The organism is Roseateles koreensis (assembly GCF_028595305.1).
GTDB classification, from domain to species: domain Bacteria; phylum Pseudomonadota; class Gammaproteobacteria; order Burkholderiales; family Burkholderiaceae_C; genus Paucibacter_A; species Paucibacter_A koreensis.
In genome coordinates this window covers 15,502-31,868 of sequence record NZ_JAQQXS010000007.1, presented here as the reverse complement: position 1 = coordinate 31,868, position 16,367 = coordinate 15,502, and the positions used below count along the sequence as shown (strand labels likewise).

10 protein-coding genes are annotated in these 16,367 nt (G+C 63.0%); 4 read left to right on the top strand and 6 right to left on the bottom strand.

Annotation, left to right across the window (positions count from 1 at the left end; genetic code table 11):
• Positions 1-17 precede the first annotated feature (17 nt).
• Entirely contained in the window at positions 18-419 is a 402-nt protein-coding gene (locus PRZ01_RS09055) for an ArsR/SmtB family transcription factor (protein WP_273596458.1), read from the bottom strand.
• 169 nt (positions 420-588) lie between these two features.
• Here PRZ01_RS09055 and PRZ01_RS09050 point away from each other — a divergent pair, with 169 nt between their 5' ends.
• The 4 genes from PRZ01_RS09050 (at position 589) to PRZ01_RS09035 (ending at position 7,446) form a co-directional block, all read left to right on the top strand.
• Positions 589-1,857, top strand: coding sequence for an efflux RND transporter periplasmic adaptor subunit (locus PRZ01_RS09050; RefSeq protein ID WP_273596457.1), 1,269 nt, complete (start codon positions 589-591; stop codon positions 1,855-1,857).
• Entirely contained in the window at positions 1,854-5,168 is a 3,315-nt protein-coding gene (locus tag PRZ01_RS09045) for an efflux RND transporter permease subunit (protein ID WP_273596456.1), read from the top strand. The genes PRZ01_RS09050 and PRZ01_RS09045 overlap by 4 nt, the downstream gene beginning before the upstream one ends.
• Positions 5,169-5,192: 24 nt before the next feature.
• Positions 5,193-5,405, top strand: coding sequence for a YgaP family membrane protein (locus tag PRZ01_RS09040; RefSeq protein ID WP_273596455.1), 213 nt, complete (start codon positions 5,193-5,195; stop codon positions 5,403-5,405).
• Between the two features lie 184 nt (positions 5,406-5,589).
• Positions 5,590-7,446: an amidohydrolase gene (locus PRZ01_RS09035; RefSeq protein WP_273596454.1), complete on the top strand. Its 1,857-nt coding sequence runs from the start codon at positions 5,590-5,592 to the stop codon at positions 7,444-7,446.
• Between the two features lie 73 nt (positions 7,447-7,519).
• Here the strand turns inward: PRZ01_RS09035 and PRZ01_RS09030 are convergent, their stop codons facing one another.
• From PRZ01_RS09030 to PRZ01_RS09010, 5 genes are all read right to left on the bottom strand, one after another.
• Positions 7,520-9,595 (bottom strand): sigma-54-dependent Fis family transcriptional regulator, encoded by a 2,076-nt coding sequence (locus tag PRZ01_RS09030; protein ID WP_273596453.1) that lies wholly within the window; start codon positions 9,593-9,595, stop codon positions 7,520-7,522.
• Positions 9,596-9,884: 289 nt separating this feature from the next.
• Positions 9,885-10,919, bottom strand: coding sequence for a zinc-dependent alcohol dehydrogenase family protein (locus PRZ01_RS09025; protein ID WP_273596452.1), 1,035 nt, complete (start codon positions 10,917-10,919; stop codon positions 9,885-9,887).
• Between the two features lie 191 nt (positions 10,920-11,110).
• Complete coding sequence (locus tag PRZ01_RS09020; protein ID WP_273596451.1) at positions 11,111-11,617, bottom strand: acetone carboxylase subunit gamma; 507 nt, start codon at positions 11,615-11,617, stop codon at positions 11,111-11,113.
• A gap of 32 nt (positions 11,618-11,649) precedes the next feature.
• Complete coding sequence (locus PRZ01_RS09015; protein ID WP_273596450.1) at positions 11,650-13,971, bottom strand: hydantoinase B/oxoprolinase family protein; 2,322 nt, start codon at positions 13,969-13,971, stop codon at positions 11,650-11,652.
• Positions 13,972-13,995: 24 nt separating this feature from the next.
• Positions 13,996-16,179, bottom strand: coding sequence for a hydantoinase/oxoprolinase family protein (locus PRZ01_RS09010; protein WP_273596449.1), 2,184 nt, complete (start codon positions 16,177-16,179; stop codon positions 13,996-13,998).
• Positions 16,180-16,367: the final 188 nt, after the last annotated feature.

Here is a 16,367-nt window from a genome sequence, read left to right as displayed (position 1 = left end):
CAAGATACCGCTGAAATTCAGCGTTTGGCCAGTGATTTGCGGGCACGCGGGGCTTGTGGCCGCGATGGTGATTGCAGTTCTGGCTGTACCGGGAAAAACGCCGCGCGCTCCAAGACCATGCGGTCGGACTGCCGGGCAATATTCCCGCACACCAGATCGCACAGCTGATAAACCGACGCATCGGCAATCCTGAAATACGCGCTGGTGCCTCGGCTCTCACGCTCCACCAAGCCGTGCTGCTGCAACACCGCAAGATGGCGCGAGATATTGGCCGCGCTGAACCCGCAAAGCTCCGCCAGATCACCGACGCGGCGCTCTTCTTGCCGCAGCAAATTGAGGATCTGCAACCGCGTGGGCTCAGCCAGAGCCTGGAAGTAGCCAGCAATTTGAACCAGCGCAGCTGCAGGCAGATCTTTCATGGTCGCGAGAGCCCGCCCTGCGGCAGGTCAGAAATACACACAGACACCAGTTTAGTTGAGTTCTTGTGAAATTTCATTATTGACTATTTGCATGATTACGCAAACAATACAATAACGCACACAGCAAAAGCTGCAGGGACAAGACGTCCCTCGCTAGGAGCACGTCACCATGAAGCCCATCATCACCCCACCGCCATCTTCCGGAATCGGCCAAAGACTGAGCCATAAGTGGGGATTCCCGCCGGTGGAACGCCGCACGCACCGCACACACTCCATGCGCCACATCGCACGGACGGGGGGTTTGGCGTTGGGCTTGGCCCTGCTGGGCGGCTTGGCGCTGCTGATGCTGAACCCCCACGGCAAGGCCAGCGCCATGGCCGCGCCGCCGCAAACCCAAACCGGCAGCCCGGCACTGGCGAGCTATCTCGTGACGAGCGGCGCGCAAGCCAGCCGCCGCAGCTTTGATGGCGTGGTGGAGGCCCAGCGTCAAACCGTATTGGCCGCCCAGGTGGCCGGTGCCATTGAGCAGCTGAATGTAAAAGTGGGGGACCGCGTCGAGGCCGGCCAGGTGCTGCTACGCATCGACGCCCGCAGCGCCGCCGATGCCGCCCTAGCCAGCGAAGCGCAAGCCCAGGCCGCCCGCGCCAATCTGCAGTTGGCAACACGCGATTTCGAGCGCCAGCAACAGCTGTTCCAGAAGCATTACATCAGCCAGGCCGCCCTGGACCAAGCCGAAAGCCAGTTCAAAGCCACCCAGGCCCAGGTGCACGCCCAACTGGCCCAGTTGGGCGGTGCTCGCACGCTGAGCAGCCTGCACGTGGTCCGCAGCCCCTACAGCGGCGTGGTGGCCGAAGTGCCGGTGAACCTGGGCGATATGGCCCTGCCCGGCCGACCGCTGCTCACCCTCTACGATCCGCGTAACCTGCGTGTTAGCGCGAGCTTGCCGCAGCAAGTGGTTGCCGCCTGGAAGCCGGGCGCAGCGCCCCAGTTCAGCGTCATGCTGCCGGGGAGGGAAGAAAGTGTTGCCGCTGGCGTGGCCCCCACCCGGGTACAGGTCTTGCCCACGGTGGATGCCGGCACGCACACCGTCGCACTGCGCCTGGACCTGCCGCAAGCCGGCCCGAATACGTTGAGTGCCGCACCCGGCATGTTTGCGCGGGTGTGGCTGCTTGAAGCGCCGGACTCGCCCGGTGCAATCGACGCATCAGGCGCACTCAAGCCCCCCAGTGATGCCCGGATCATGGTGCCGCGCAGCGCCGTGCTGCGTCGCACCGAGTTGACCGCCGCCTATGTACTGAGCGACTCGGGGCGGCCCGAATTGCGCCAACTGCGCTTGGGCGCCGTGCAGGGCGACCGCGTCGAGGTGTTGGCGGGGCTAAGCCCCGGTGAGCGCATCGCCAGCCAACCCGCTGAAGCTGCACGGCAGGCCCGGCCATGAGCACGCACACCCCATTGACGCAGCCTGAGCACCCCGCGCCCCTGGGTTTCAGCGGGCGCATCGCCGCCTTCTTCCAGTCTGCACAGATCACGCCCTTGCTGGCGCTTGTCGCCTTGGCGCTGGGCCTGTTCGCAGTGCTGGTGACTCCGCGTGAAGAAGAGCCGCAGATCAACGTGACCATGGCCAACGTGATGCTGCCGTTCCCGGGCGCCAGCGTGGCCGATGTGGAGCAGATGCTGACCTCGCCCGCTGAACAGGTGTTGTCACAGATGGCCGGCGTCGAGCACGTGAGCTCGGTCACGCGCCCGGGCTTGGGGGTGGTGACGGTCCAGTTCAAGGTCGGCGTGCCCCGCACCGAGGCGCTGGTGCGCCTGTATGACGCCGTCAACAGCCATGCCGACTGGTTGCCGGCCGGGCTTGGCGCTTTGCCGCCGCTGATCAAGCCCAAGGGCATTGACGATGTACCCATCGTCACCTTCACCCTGACAGGCAAAAGCGTGGACAAGAGCCATGCAGAGGTCGGCGCCTTCGATTTGGAGAGAGTGGCGCACAGCCTGGAAGCCGCACTCAAACGCGTGCCCGGCACCCGCGAAGTCAAAACCCTGGGTGGCCCGGGGCGTGCCATCAACATCCGCTTGGACGCCGCCCGGCTTGCCGGCGTGGGCCTGACCGTCAACGAGTTGCAACAGGCGCTGCAAGTCGCCAACGCTGGCGCGCCCTTGGGCGAATGGCTGAGCGGAAACCACAGCGTTGCCCTGGAGGCAGGTGCATTCTTCACGTCTGCCGATGACCTGGCGGAGCTGGTCGTCGGCGTGCGCGCCGGCAAGCCCGTGCAACTGCGCGATGTGGCCGACATTCAAGATGGCCCTATGCAGGCGACACGTTATGTCTGGCACAGCGAAGGCGGCGCCAGCCGTGCGGCCGTCACCTTGTCCATCACCAAAAAGGCCGGCGAAAACGCCATCGACGTGGCGCAGGCCTTGAGTGCACGCGTAGCCGACCTGCACAACAGCCTGATCCCCGCCAATATGCAGGTGATCGAGACCCGCAACTATGGCGCCAGTGCCAACGACAAAGCCACCCAGCTGATTCGCAAGCTGCTCTTCGCCACCGCCTCGGTGGTGGCGCTGGTCTTCATCGCCCTGGGCCGGCGCGAGGCCGCGATTGTCGGCACAGCGGTCATCCTCACGCTGACTGTCACCTTGTTCGCCTCGTGGGCCTGGGGTTTCACGCTCAACCGAGTCTCGTTGTTCGCGCTTATTTTCTCCATCGGCATCCTGGTCGACGACGCCATCGTGGTGGTCGAGAACATTCATCGTCACCTTGCGTTGGACGACGCCCCATCCGCCGGCAACTGGCGCGATCACCTGAGCCGCGTCATCCCCGCAGCGGTGGACGAGGTCGGCGGCCCCACCATCCTGGCCACGCTGACCGTCATTGCGGCGCTGCTGCCCATGGCCTTCGTCAGCGGCTTGATGGGGCCGTACATGAGCCCCATTCCCATCAACGCCAGCATGGGCATGCTGCTGTCGCTGGCCATCGCCTTTGTGCTGACGCCTTGGTTGGCACGCCTGTGGATGAAGGCCCTGCCCGCAGGACATGGCTCGCATCAGTCGAACCCTTCCGCGCACGGTCTTGGCGCTCGCCTGGGGCCCTTGTTCGAACGCATGTTCACCCCGCTGCTGGACCCACAAAAGGGCGCCCGCAACCGCCGGCTGCTGGGCCTGGGGGTTGCGGGGCTGATCGTCTTTTCGCTGGCCTTGCCCATGAGCGGCGGGGTGCGGCTGAAGATGCTGCCCTTCGACAACAAATCAGAATTGCAAGTTGTGGTGGACATGCCCGCCGGAACGCCGCTTGAACAGACTGCAGCCACCTTGCACGCACTGGGGCGTTACCTCGACGGTGTGCCGGAGGTGCGCCACTACCAGGCCTATGCCGGCACGGCCTCGCCCATCAACTTCAATGGCCTGGTGCGCCAGTACGACTTGCGGGCCGACCCCCACCAAGGCGACCTGCAAGTGAACCTTGTAGACAGCCACCACCGCAAGGCACAAAGCCACGCCATCGCCATGCGGCTGCGGCCCGAGTTGCAAAAGATTGCAAAGCGCTTCAACGCCAACGTCAAGGTGGTGGAAGTACCGCCCGGCCCCCCCGTGCTGGCCCCCATCGTGGCGGAACTCTACGGCCCCGAGGCCGAGGGCCGCGACGCCCTGGCCTCGCAGGTGCGCACAGTGTTTGAGCGCACACAGGGCATCGTGGATGTGGACGACAGCCGCACCGCCGCCGCGCCCCGCCAAGTCTTGCTGATCGACCGCCGCAAGGCCGCGCAGCTGGGTATTTCTCAAGCCAGCATCGTGAGCACCCTGCGCATCGGCATGGGTCTGGAGCCAGCCACCTGGCTGCACGATCAAAGCAAATTCCCCAGCGCAGCCTTGCTGCAACTGCCACCTGAAAGCCAAGGCAGTCTCGACAGCCTCTTGTCCCTGACCGTTCGGGGCCAAGCCGGCAACGCGGTGCCGCTGCGCGAGTTAACCACCGTGAGCGACAGCCTGCGTGAACAGCCCGTCTTTCATAAAGACCTGCTGCCGGTGAACTATGTGACGGCGGACATGGCCGACCCCACCACGGGCCTGGACAGCCCGCTGTATGGCCTGTTCAAGATGCGCAGCGCCATCACCGCCCTGCCCACCCCGGGCGGCGGCACACTGCAAGAGCGTTTCATCAGTGCGCCCAACGACGCCTTGCGCGACTACAGCCTCAAGTGGGACGGCGAATGGCAGATCACCTATGAGACCTTTCGCGACATGGGCCTGGCCTACGCCGTGGGCCTGGTGCTGATCTACCTGCTGGTGGTGGCACAGTTCGGCTCCTACCTGACGCCGCTGATCATCATGGCGCCCATCCCGCTGACCCTCATCGGCGTGATGCCCGGCCACGCCCTGATGGGCGCGCAGTACACCGCCACCAGCATGATCGGCATGATCGCGCTGGCCGGCATCATCGTACGCAACTCCATCTTGCTGGTGGACTTCATTCGCCTGCAGCAGCGCAGCGGCATGCCGATCGAGCGCGCCATCGTCAGCGCGGCAGCCACGCGCGCCCAACCCATCATCCTCACCGGGCTGGCCGCCATGATGGGCGCCTTCTTCATTCTCAGCGATCCCATCTTCAATGGCCTGGCCATTTCGCTGATCTTCGGCATCGCCATCTCGACCCTGCTGACGCTGGTGGTGATTCCGCTGCTGTACTTCGTGGCCTACCGGGGCAGCCCCGCAACGGGCCCAGCCCTCCCGTCAACCCCATCCAACTAACTTTTTACCTGAACGGACAATCTCATGAGCACCTGGCAAATCACCCGCGTCGTCGCTGGCAGCTTCATCATCTTATCGCTGGCCCTGGGCCTGCCCGTCAGCCCCCTCTTTCATTCCACGTACTGGCTGTGGTTTACCGCCTTTGTCGGACTGAACCTGCTGCAAAGCGGCTTCACCAACTGGTGCCTGATGGAGTCGCTAATGGCGCGGCTGGGCGTACACCGCGAGCAGAGCTGACCCCCACGTTGTGTGCATCCCTATGATGCAGGTCCCGTTGTCATGTACGCGGCCTCTGACATGAGTTAACGTCTGCACTTGGCCGTGACCCGGCCAAGTGCATGGCTGGACCGCCCAAGTTTGTCAGCGCGGCCGCCATCGCCAGTAACTCACAATGGCCTGACTCCCTGTTCAGAGGAACTCCATGAAAGCATTATTCAGTTTGGTTGCGGCCGCTTCAGCCCTGACCTGTTCCGCCAGCCACGCTGGCGCCACAGCAGCAATGGCCGACACGATCTACCTCGGTGGCGACATCGTCACCATCAATGAATTGCAGCCTGAAGCCCAAGCCGTGGCGGTCAGCAAAGGTCGCATCGTCAAGGTCGGCTTCCAGGACGAGGTGCTCAAGCTCAAAGGCCCCAAAACCGCCATCGTCGACTTGAAGGGCCAGACCATGCTGCCCGGCTTCATCGACGGCCATGGCCACATCTACAACGTTGGCTTCCAGGCCGCTTCGGCCAATCTGTTGCCAGCGCCTGACGGCGACGTGAACGATATTCCACGCTTGTTGAAAACCCTGCGCGAAGCCAAGGCCAACCCCGTCACCGACAAGTTGGGGTTCATCATCGGTTTCGGCTATGACGACTCGCAACTGGCCGAGCAGCGCCACCCCACGCGGGACGAACTGGACCAGGTCTCCAAAGACGTGCCGGTTTTTGTCATTCATCAAAGCGGCCACTTGGGCGCAGTCAATAGCAAAGCGCTCGCCCTGTTCAACATCAACAAGGACAGCAAAAACCCGCCCGGCGGTACCATCCGTCACCGCGAAGGCTCGACCGAGCCCAACGGCGTGCTGGAAGAAAATGCCATGTTCGGCCCCTTGTTCAAATTGATGGTCAAGTTGGGCGACGGCGAGAACCAGGCCATGGTCAAAGCAGGCCAGGATTTGTACCTGAAGTTCGGCTACACCACCGCCCAAGAAGGGCGTGCCACGGCTGGTGCGCTCAAAACCTTTGTGCAGTCGGCCAACAAGGGCGACCTGAAAATCGACGTGGTGTCCTACGCCGACATGGCCACCTCAGAAGCGGACATGAACAGCCCCTGGGTCTCTCGCCAATACAAGAACCACTACCGCATTGGCGGTGTCAAACTTGTGCTGGATGGTTCTCCCCAAGGCAAGACCGCCTGGTTGACTCAGCCCTATTTCAAGGTGCCTGACGGACAACCCGCCAGTTACGCCGGCTACCCGACCTTCAAAGAAGACGCCACGCTCGACGCCATGGTGGAGCGCGCCTTCAGCAAGGGCTGGCAGGTGTTGGCACACGTGAACGGCGACGCATCCATCGACCAATACATCGGCGCCGTACGTAAAGCCGAAGCCAAGTTCGGTCTGTCCGACCGCCGCGCCGTGGCCATCCACGCGCAAACCGCACGCCTGGATCAGGTGCAGGCCTTTCATGACCTGGCGATCATGCCCTCCTTCTTCCCCATGCACACCTTCTACTGGGGGGACTGGCACCGTGACTCCGTGCTGGGCAACGAGCGCGCGCAAAACATCTCGCCCACCGGCTGGGCGCTGGAGCGCGGCATGATCTTCACCTCGCACCACGATGCGCCGGTGGCCCTGCCGAATTCCCTGCGCGTGCTGTCAGCCACGGTCAATCGCACGACCCGTACCGGAAAGGTGTTAGGCCCCGATCAACGCGTCAGCCCGCTGACCGGCCTGAAGGCGCTCACACTGTGGGCCGCCTACCAGTACTTTGAAGAAAAGGACAAGGGCTCGATCGAAGTGGGCAAACTGGCCGACTTCACGCTGCTCAACAAGAACCCGCTGAAAGTCCCGCGCGAAACCTTGGCCGACTTGATCGTGACCGGCGCCATCAAGGAAGGCAAACAGGTCTACACCCTGCCAAGCGCCACGCAAGCCAGCGCCGAACCCCGCAAGGGCTGTGCCGACTCCGATGCCTGCTTGGCCTCGTTGGCCCGCAGCCTCACGCTAGCCGGCCTGGTGCATGGGCATGCCGACGAGGATGAAGCCACCGGCGAAGGCGCCGCGCACTGAGCGAGCCTCCCGGGCGCTGCAAAGAAAACAGCCGCAACTCGCGGCTGTTTTTTATTCACCCTGTGTGGGCAATTTACTCGCCCAACACCGAGAGCCGACCCGCCACGGCGCCTCTTACGGCCCCTGTCACGGCCCCTGCGATGCCATCCCGGCTGAGCCCATAACGCCGCATCTTGGCGTACAAGGTGCTTTTGGCGATATTCAGCCGGCGTGCAGCCAGGGTGAGATTGCCGCCGCTGGCGGCCACCGCGCGGGCGATCAACCGCTCTTCACCCTCGGCCATGCTGGCCACCGACCCATCCTCATCACCCAGCACACCGCCCGGTGCCGGCGCTTGTAAATCAGCGAACAGGCCGGGGTCCAACTGCAACTGGTCTTCCCTGGACAAGCCCTCGGGGCAGGTCAGCACCGCACCCTCGATGACGTTGCGGAGTTCCCGCACATTGCCGGGCCAGGAGTAAGCCAACAGGCCCGCCAGCACCGGCGCGGCCAGCGGCTCGGGCACTTGCCCCTGCTCGCGCCGAAAGCGTTCGAGAAAATGCCGGGCCAGCAGCGCGATGTCGCCGGGCCGCTCGCGCAGCGCGGGGATGCGCAAGCTGGTGACGGCCACGCGGTAGTACAAATCCATGCGAAAGCGCCCTGCAGCCACCTCCTGACGCAGGTCGCGGTGCGTGGCGGCCACCAGGCGGAAATCAACCCGCCGCGGTGCGTTGTCGCCCAGGCGGTAGAGCTCCCCCTGCTCCAGCACGCGCAGCAGTTGCGGTTGCATGTCCAGCGGCATTTCGCCAATTTCATCGAGAAACAGGGTGCCGCCGTGCGCGGCCTCGATCTTGCCCACCATGCCGCCCTTGCGAGCCCCGGTGAAGGCACCGTCGGCATAACCAAACAGTTCACTGGCCAGCAGTTCACGCGACAACCCGCCGCAATTCAAAGCCACATAACTGCCTTTGCGAGCGCCATGAATCCCTTTGGCAAACTCTTCTTTGCCCGCGCCAGTTTCACCCTGCAGCAACACCGGCACTTTCGACCGCGCCAATTGCTGGGCACGCTGAATCAACTCCAGCATGGCCGGATCTTCAGTCAGCACATGAGAAAAGCTCGCCAGCTCTGGCGGGGTGGCAGGCGCCAGGGCCAGGGGCTGTCGCTCCGCCGCCGGGGGCGCCGCCCAGCGGGCCCGGCCCTGTGAGGAGCGCATCACCAACAAGGTGCCCAAATGCTCGCCCTTGACCACCAATGGTTCAATCCATTCAGCGCGAATCCACGCGGGCAGCTGCGCATGCCCGACACCGCGCCGCATGCTCGCCGCGCTGAACGCCGGCACGCTGCGCACCGAGGCCAGATCGAGTGCGCCGCCCGCATCGGCGATGGCAATCTGCGCATGCTCGCTCGCCTTGATAGGACAACCCCGCCGGTCGAACAGCACCACCGCGTCACGCCCCGCCGCCGACCAAGGGGCCATGGCCACATCAAGCAGGCGGTAGCGGCGCTCCATCTCCGCCATCACCAAGCGATTCTCGATGCGGCTGGCCGTGGTCACCACCAAGGCCAGGCTTTGCCGGTTGAAGGTGGAGGACAGCCCTGACACGTCCACGACGCCAATGATTTCGCCGTCCGCCGGGTGGCGCACCACCGTGGCCGAGCAGGTCCAGCGTTTGATGCCTGCGCAAAAATGTTCAGCGGAATGAATCTGCACCGGCTGGCCTACCGCCAAGGCGGTGCCGATCGCGTTGGTGCCGCACAGGTGCTCGCTCCAGCGGGTGCCGGGCACGAGTTGAATGTGCTCGGCAAGGCTGAGCGCAGGGCTGTCGCCTTCGGTGCTGAGGATGGCACTTTGGGCGTCGGCCAGGGCCATCAGTGCGCCGGTCTCGGCGAGATAGTCGCGCGCGCACGCCATGACAGGCGCGCTGGCTTCCAGGAGGTCGCGGCGCCGTTCTCGCAGCAAGTAGAGATCCTGTTCCGAGACGGGGGTCGGCCCTGCACGGCGGTTGGGGTCGACATTCGCCTCGGCGCAGCGTTGCCACGACACATCCACCAGGGTGCGCAACGCCCCTGCCGACCGGGTCTGGCCATTCAGAAATGACTCCCAGGCCTGGGTCACCGCCAACTCATCACCGGGGTTGGAAAACATTTGATCCACCGTCTGGGCCATTGCAACTTATCTCCTCAGAGCAGCAGGCCGGCCGCCAACGGCCGCCCCCTCATCGATGCATACGCCTCAAATTTTGGAGACACGCCGCATGCAATCGCGCTCCACCACACCATCTTAGCCACACCCTGTTTGCCGCGAATGAGGGCTAAACCTCTTGAAATTTGGTAAATGTGATTTTTTCTACAGCAATCAATCATTTTAATCACTTAAATGCCAGCAGTCCCGCACAACGAATGTCATGCAGGACACAGCCGACGCGCGGCCCAGGCGCCGCAACGCTGGGGCAGACTCAGCTGATGATCACCTTCAATGCCTTTGACTTCGCGGCCTGTGCAAAGGTGTCATAGGCCGCCAGGATGTCGGCAAGCTTGAAGCGGTGGGTGATCAAGCGAGCGGGGTCCAGCTTCTTGGCGACCACGGTCTTGAGCAGCATGGCCGTGGTTTGGGTGTCCACCAGACGGGTGGTGATGGCGATGTTGTGCAGCCAGAGTTTTTCCAGATGAAGATCGACCTTGCTGCCATGCACGCCCACGTTGGCGATCACGCCACCGGCGGCCACGATGTCTTGGCAGAGTTGGAAGGTGGCAGGAATGCCAACGGCTTCAATCACGGTGTCCACGCCACGGCCTTCGGTCAGCGCCATGATGGCGTCCACCGCCGAGCCGTTGCTGCTGTTGACCGCCTCGGTTGCACCCAGAGTCAAGGCCACATCAAGCCGGCTTTCGTCCAGATCCACGATGATGATTTTCGCCGGTGAATAGAACTGCGCAGTCAGCAAGGCGGCCAGGCCCACGGGGCCGGCGCCAACGATGGCCACCGTGCTGCCAGGCGATACCTTGCCGTTGAGCACACCGCACTCAAACCCGGTGGGCAGGATGTCGCTGAGCATCACCAGCGCCTCCTCGCCCACCCCGGCGGGCACGGAATAGAGGCTGGTGTCGGCGTGAGGGATGCGCACATACTCAGCCTGCGTGCCGTTGATGGTGTGGCCCAAAATCCAGCCCCCGGTGCTGCAGTGCGAGTACATGCCGCGACGGCAGAATTCGCATTTTCCGCAACTGCTGATGCAGGAAATCAGCACCTTGTCACCAGGCTTGAAGGCGGTCACACCAGCACCCACGGACTCAACCACGCCAACACCCTCGTGGCCCAGGATGGTGCCGGGCAGGCAGGTCGGCACGTCGCCTTTCAAAATATGCAAATCGGTGCCGCAGATGGTGGTGTGGAGGACGCGAACCACCGCATCGCTGGCGTGCTGAATCGTAGGCTTTTCAACCTCCAGCAAATCCTTTTTGCCGGGGCCGCCGTAAACAAGTGCTTTCATCAAATTCTCCTGATCGGACGCAGCGTCTGCGGCGAGCAGGTCAGAAAAGGTCTTTCTCCTGACCCATTCGCAAGCGAAGCACATCCAATGTTTTTCCTAAGTATTCCAACGGTCGCGATGACCCTGCCCGGCCCAAGGCGTTAGTGCCTTGGGCCGGGACTTCAACACGGGCTAGCGATCAGTTCGACCGCTCAATTCGACCGTTCCGGCAAAGGCAGGTTCACCCACTCTTTGTAGAAGGCATCGATATTGGGCTCGAAGTCGTGAATCACGGGGTACCACGGCGTCGGTGCTTCAACGTCATGCAGAGTCCCGCATTGCGAGCAGGTGTACTCGCGGTAGACCTGCCATGCAGTATCCGGCGCCATCAGCTTGGGGTACACCTGCGTCATTGCCTCCTCGGTTTCACGCACATAGAGATTGGCATGCATCTTCCAGTTCTCATTCCAATCGCAGAACACGTGGCCGCAGTCGCACTGCGTGACCCAGCGTTTGGTCTTGGCCTGCTGCACGATGTACAGATGCGGGCCCAGCGGCAGGACGATGCGGTCCTTCCAGTCGAGCTTTTTTTGCAAGGCCTGGATATACAGCTCAAAACGCTCGGGGTCCTTGGGCATGGACAACATGCGCAAGGTGGTGTCCCAGTCGAGCTTGCCGTCCACCAGGTTCTTGACCTGTTCCGGGGTGTATTTAGACATGATGAGTTCTCCTCAAATAGATGGGCGGCCGGTCACTCTTCGACCAGCGTGACGGTATGGACATCGGGCATGGCGGACAGATCCATGCGGTACTTGGAGCCGTAGGACGGCACGCCAAGGTCTTCCTCCTTGAGCGTCCAACTCTTGGGCAAGTCCCAGAACGTACGGAACTGGTTCTCGAACTTTTCCGACAAGCCAAAGCTGGTGGCGAACATGTGCTGAACCTGCACCGAGGCCTGTTTATCGAGAATGCGCTGGCGCTCGCCCTTCATCCATTCACGCGTGGGCTTGGAGCGGGCGATGCGCTGTTCACGCACATCGATTCGCAGCAGCGCAGTGGCCTTCTCGTCGATCGTCCATTGGCCCGTTGCATCGCGGGTCGCGGCCACGCCGTGCACCGTGCGGGCGTACTCGGGCAACAAGAAGCCGTTGTTCAGATCGGCTTCGATGGCGCTCAATTCGCGGTCGAGTGGATCACCAAAGCCCGGGCCGCCACGGATGTAGTTGAGGTAAAGGTCGTGGTTGTCGTAGCAGTCCTCGGTGGTCATGCACTGGTGATCGCGCTTGACTCGGGCGTTAGGGCCGAGGTGGTTCTCGTAGTCCGGCAGGTCCGGATTGGTGTCGCCGCCCAGTGGCAGGCTTTCGCCCTTGGCGATGCGCTCCTTCAGGCCCGTGTTGTGGGCTTCGAAGCGATAGCCGGTGGCCGAGGGGTAGCCGCCCATCATGCCCCAGTCGCTGTTCATGTAGCCGTTGCCCATGAAGAACATGGTCCAGTCCTGCGCGTTCCAAACCATGCGCAAGGTCTCAAAACCATGGCCGCCACGGTACTTGCCGTAGCCGCCTGAGTTGGCCTTGACGTTGCGGCCCATGTAGAGCAGTGGCTCGGCCATTTCCCAGATTTCGATATCGCCCATATCGCCTTCGGGGTTCCAGATCGCGGCGGCGTGGTTCAAGCCGTCCTTGATAGCGCAGGCGCCGGTGCCGCAGGAGCTGGCCTCGAAGCTGTTGACGGCGTGGATCTCGCCGTCCTGGTTGATACCGCCGCCTTGCAGCCAGTTACTGGTGTTGGCGTTGCCGGCGTTGACTTCTTCCAGGTAGCCACGGCTGAAGTAGGCTTGGCCCAGACCGCGCCACATCGTCGTCCAGGCCGAGACCAGGAAGTGCCAGGCGTAGGCATGGCCAGTGCGTCGATCATCGGGGTTATTCCAGCCGCCCTTGGGCATGTGGAACTCGGTGCCAAAGTAGGCGCCGTCGTTGATGCGCTGCGTGGGCACGAGTGTTTGCGTCATCATCACCCAGATGCCGCTGGTGAAGGCCACCTGGTGGGCGTTGTACGAGTGCCAGCCCCAGCGGCTGGCGCCCTCAAAGTCCAAACGCCAAGACGCATCGGCGCGGATTTCCATCTCCACCGGCGCGTGCATGATGGAGTCCAGCTTGGCGAAGGCGTTGGAGGTCTGCACGTCTTCATGCTTGTAGGGCACGTCGACAAAGGCCACCTTGCGGTAGATACCGGGCAGGGTCATGGCCTTGATGCGGGTATGCAGGCCGCGGCGGCCTTCTTCAATCACCTCGGTGGCGAAGGCCTCGTAGGTCTCCAGGCCTTCCTCGGCGATGGTCTCCTCGATCAACGCACGGACCATGTGGCAGCCGGCGATGCGGGTCTTTTCGTCGAGGATCCAATACTTGGGCGTGCGCACCGAACGCTGGCTCTCATGCAGCCAGTCGCGCAGCGGCGTGTCATTCACACCGGTCTTGCGGCAGGTGATCATGTAGCCGTCGCCGAAGCGCTGGGTCTGCCCCGTGGACATGGAGCCCGGTGTCACCGCGCCAGTGTCGATCACGTGGGTGACGCCACCGACCCAGCCCACCAGTTTGCCTTGGACAAAGATAGGCACGATGGTGGCGATGTCGCAGGGGTGCACATTGCCGATCGAGCAATCGTTGTTGGTGAACATATCGCCCGGATGGATGCCGGGGTTGCCCTCCCAGTTGTTCTCGATCATGTACTTGATCGCCGCGCCCATGGTGCCGACGTGGATGATGATGCCCGTGGAGGTGAGCACACAGTCACCGGCCGCGTTGTAGAGCGTGAAGCACAACTCGCCTTCTTGCTCCACGATGGGGCTGGCCGCGATCTTCTTGGCGGTTTCACGCGCATGCACCAGACCGCCACGCAGCTTGGAGAAAAGTTTCTCGTAGCCGATGGGGTCCTTCTCGCGCAGCGCAAGACGTGACAGCCCGTTGTAGTGGCCGGTGGCCTTGGTGCGCTCAAGAATGCCGTCCCGGTATTGCTTGAGTGTTTGCCCGTTGCCCAACAGGTCGGCAAAGCCGACTTCTGCCTGATTCATTTTCATGGTGTGTCTCCTGATTGCCTGGGTTTATTTGGCGGACTTTGCGGGTTTGATCAGCGCCGCTTTCTTGCCCACCTCACGCAAATGGAACAAGCGATGCTTGTCCAGCACCGTGCTGAAGCCCTCGGGCACGACAAAGGTGGTGGCGTCGGATTCGATGATGGCGGGGCCGGTGATTTCGTTGCCGGCCTTCAGCGACTCCATCTTCCAGATCACGGCGTCGAACCACCGCTTGTGCCGGTACAGCGGCCGTGTGCCGACCAGCGCTTCGGAAGGCGGCGTGGGGCCGCCCATGGGGTCTTCAGGCAGCACCGGCTTTTGCGTGACCACCATGCCGCGCATGATCGCCCCAGTGACCGAGAAGCCCAACTCGGGCGAGCGGGCCGAACTGGCGTAGACCCGGCCGTAGGTGTTTTCAAACGCATCGGCGATCAGATCCCAGTCTTTTTCAGTGGCCGCCTGGGCCACCGGAGAATTGATTTCCAAGTCGTTCAACTGGCCCATGTACTGCATGCGATAGCCGGGGCGCAAAATCACGTCCTTGGCATCGAAGCCGTTAATGCGGAACTCCTCGATCACCTTGGCGGCCAGATCGCTCCAGGCTTGCTGGATGGTCTGCGCAGCGCTGATCTTGGCTTCAGCCGAGGCATGCTGCGGCACGGCCAAGTCCACGCTCTTGTCGTAGCGGTACTCGAAGTCGGCACAAGCGCAGCCAAAGGCCGAGAAGCCCGCCGCCCAAGCCGGCACCACCACGTCCTTGAAGCCCAGGCCTTCGGTATAACCGTAGGTATGCACGGGGCCGGCGCCACCGTAGCTGAAGCAGACAAAGTCGGTCGGGCTATAACCCTTGGCGCTGACGTTGGAGCGCAGGTACTCGCGCAGTTGCAGGTCCAGCAACTCGATCACACCGGCTGCGGCGTCTTCCACCGTGAGGCCCAACGGGTCGGCGATCTGCGCCTTGATGTGGTCACGCGCACGCTGCACGTCCAGCTTGATGGCGCCGCCCAGGAAGTTCTCAGGGTTCAGATAGCCCAGCACCACGTGGCAGTCAGACACCGAGACCGTGTCCAGGCCGCTGTCTGGCCAGCAAGTGCCCACGCGATAGCCGGCTGAATCAGGGCCCAGCTTGATGGAGCCGCTGTAGGGGTCCAGGCGCACAAAGCTGCCCGCGCCCGCACCGACCGAGTCCATGGTCACCAGCGGCAAGGACAACACCAGGCGCGCCATGTCCGGGTCGGACGCAATGGCGAAGCTGCCCTTGGTGATCAAGGCCATGTCGAAGCTGGTACCGCCGATGTCGGAGCAGGCAATGTTCTCGTCGCCCAGCGCCTCACCCAACAGCTTGGCGCCGATCACGCCGCCAATGGGGCCGGAGACGATGGTGCGTGCCAACTCCTTGGCCTTCCAGCTGATGGTGCCGCCGTGCGTGGCCATCACGCGCAGGTCGAACTTGGCGCCGTGCTTCTTGAAGCGGTCGCTGACCAGCTTCAGCGTCTGACGCGAAGGTTCAGCAGCATAGGCCTCCAGGATGGTGGTGTTCATCCGGTGGCTTTCTTTGCGCTGCGGGTAGTAGTCCACCGAGGCGAACACCGGAATATCGGCCTTCAGCTTCTTCAGTTCGTCGCGGCAAACATCGCGGGCGCGTTGCTCGCTGGTGCCGTTTTTGTGCGATTGCAAAAAGCAGATCACGATGGCCTTGGCGCCCACGGCCACCAGCTCACGCGTGGCCTGCCGCACCTCGTCTTCACGCAACGCAATAACGATCGTGCCTTGCACATCGGTGCGCTCGGTCACGCCACGGGTGCGCTTCAGGGGCACCAACGGCTCGTCATAGCGGTGGGTGTTCAGGTGAATGCGCTCTTCCAGCGCGTAGCCCAGATAACTCTGGATTGCGCGGCCCATGGAGTGCACGTGCTCGAAGCCCTTGTTGACCATCAGGCCCACGTCCAGGCCCTTGCGCTGCACCACGCGGTTGAGCATGGCCGTGCCGGAGTAGACGCACGTCACGAGCTCGGGGAACACATCGTCCACCTCCCGCTTCCAATGCGCCAAAGCGTCTTGCGACGAGTTGTAGATCGCCAGCGATTCATCGGCCGGATTGCTCTGGGCCTTGCCGACCACAAAGCGGCCGTCTTCGCGGACAAAGAAGGTGTCGGTCATCGTGCCCCCGGCATCGATGCCCATCACCTGCACCTGCGACTGAACTTGCATGAACTGTCTCCTGTTTTTGACTGAGTTGAGCGCCACTGCGCCCGACCCATTTCATGCAGCAGGCATGCCAGGTCCACCACGGGCGAGTCAACGCCCGCCTAAGTCCATGATTTGATTGATGCCCCAAGGGGAATCCCGCAGGCCCGGCACGACCGTCCGGCGACTCGGACGGGCGTTCGAAAATCGGT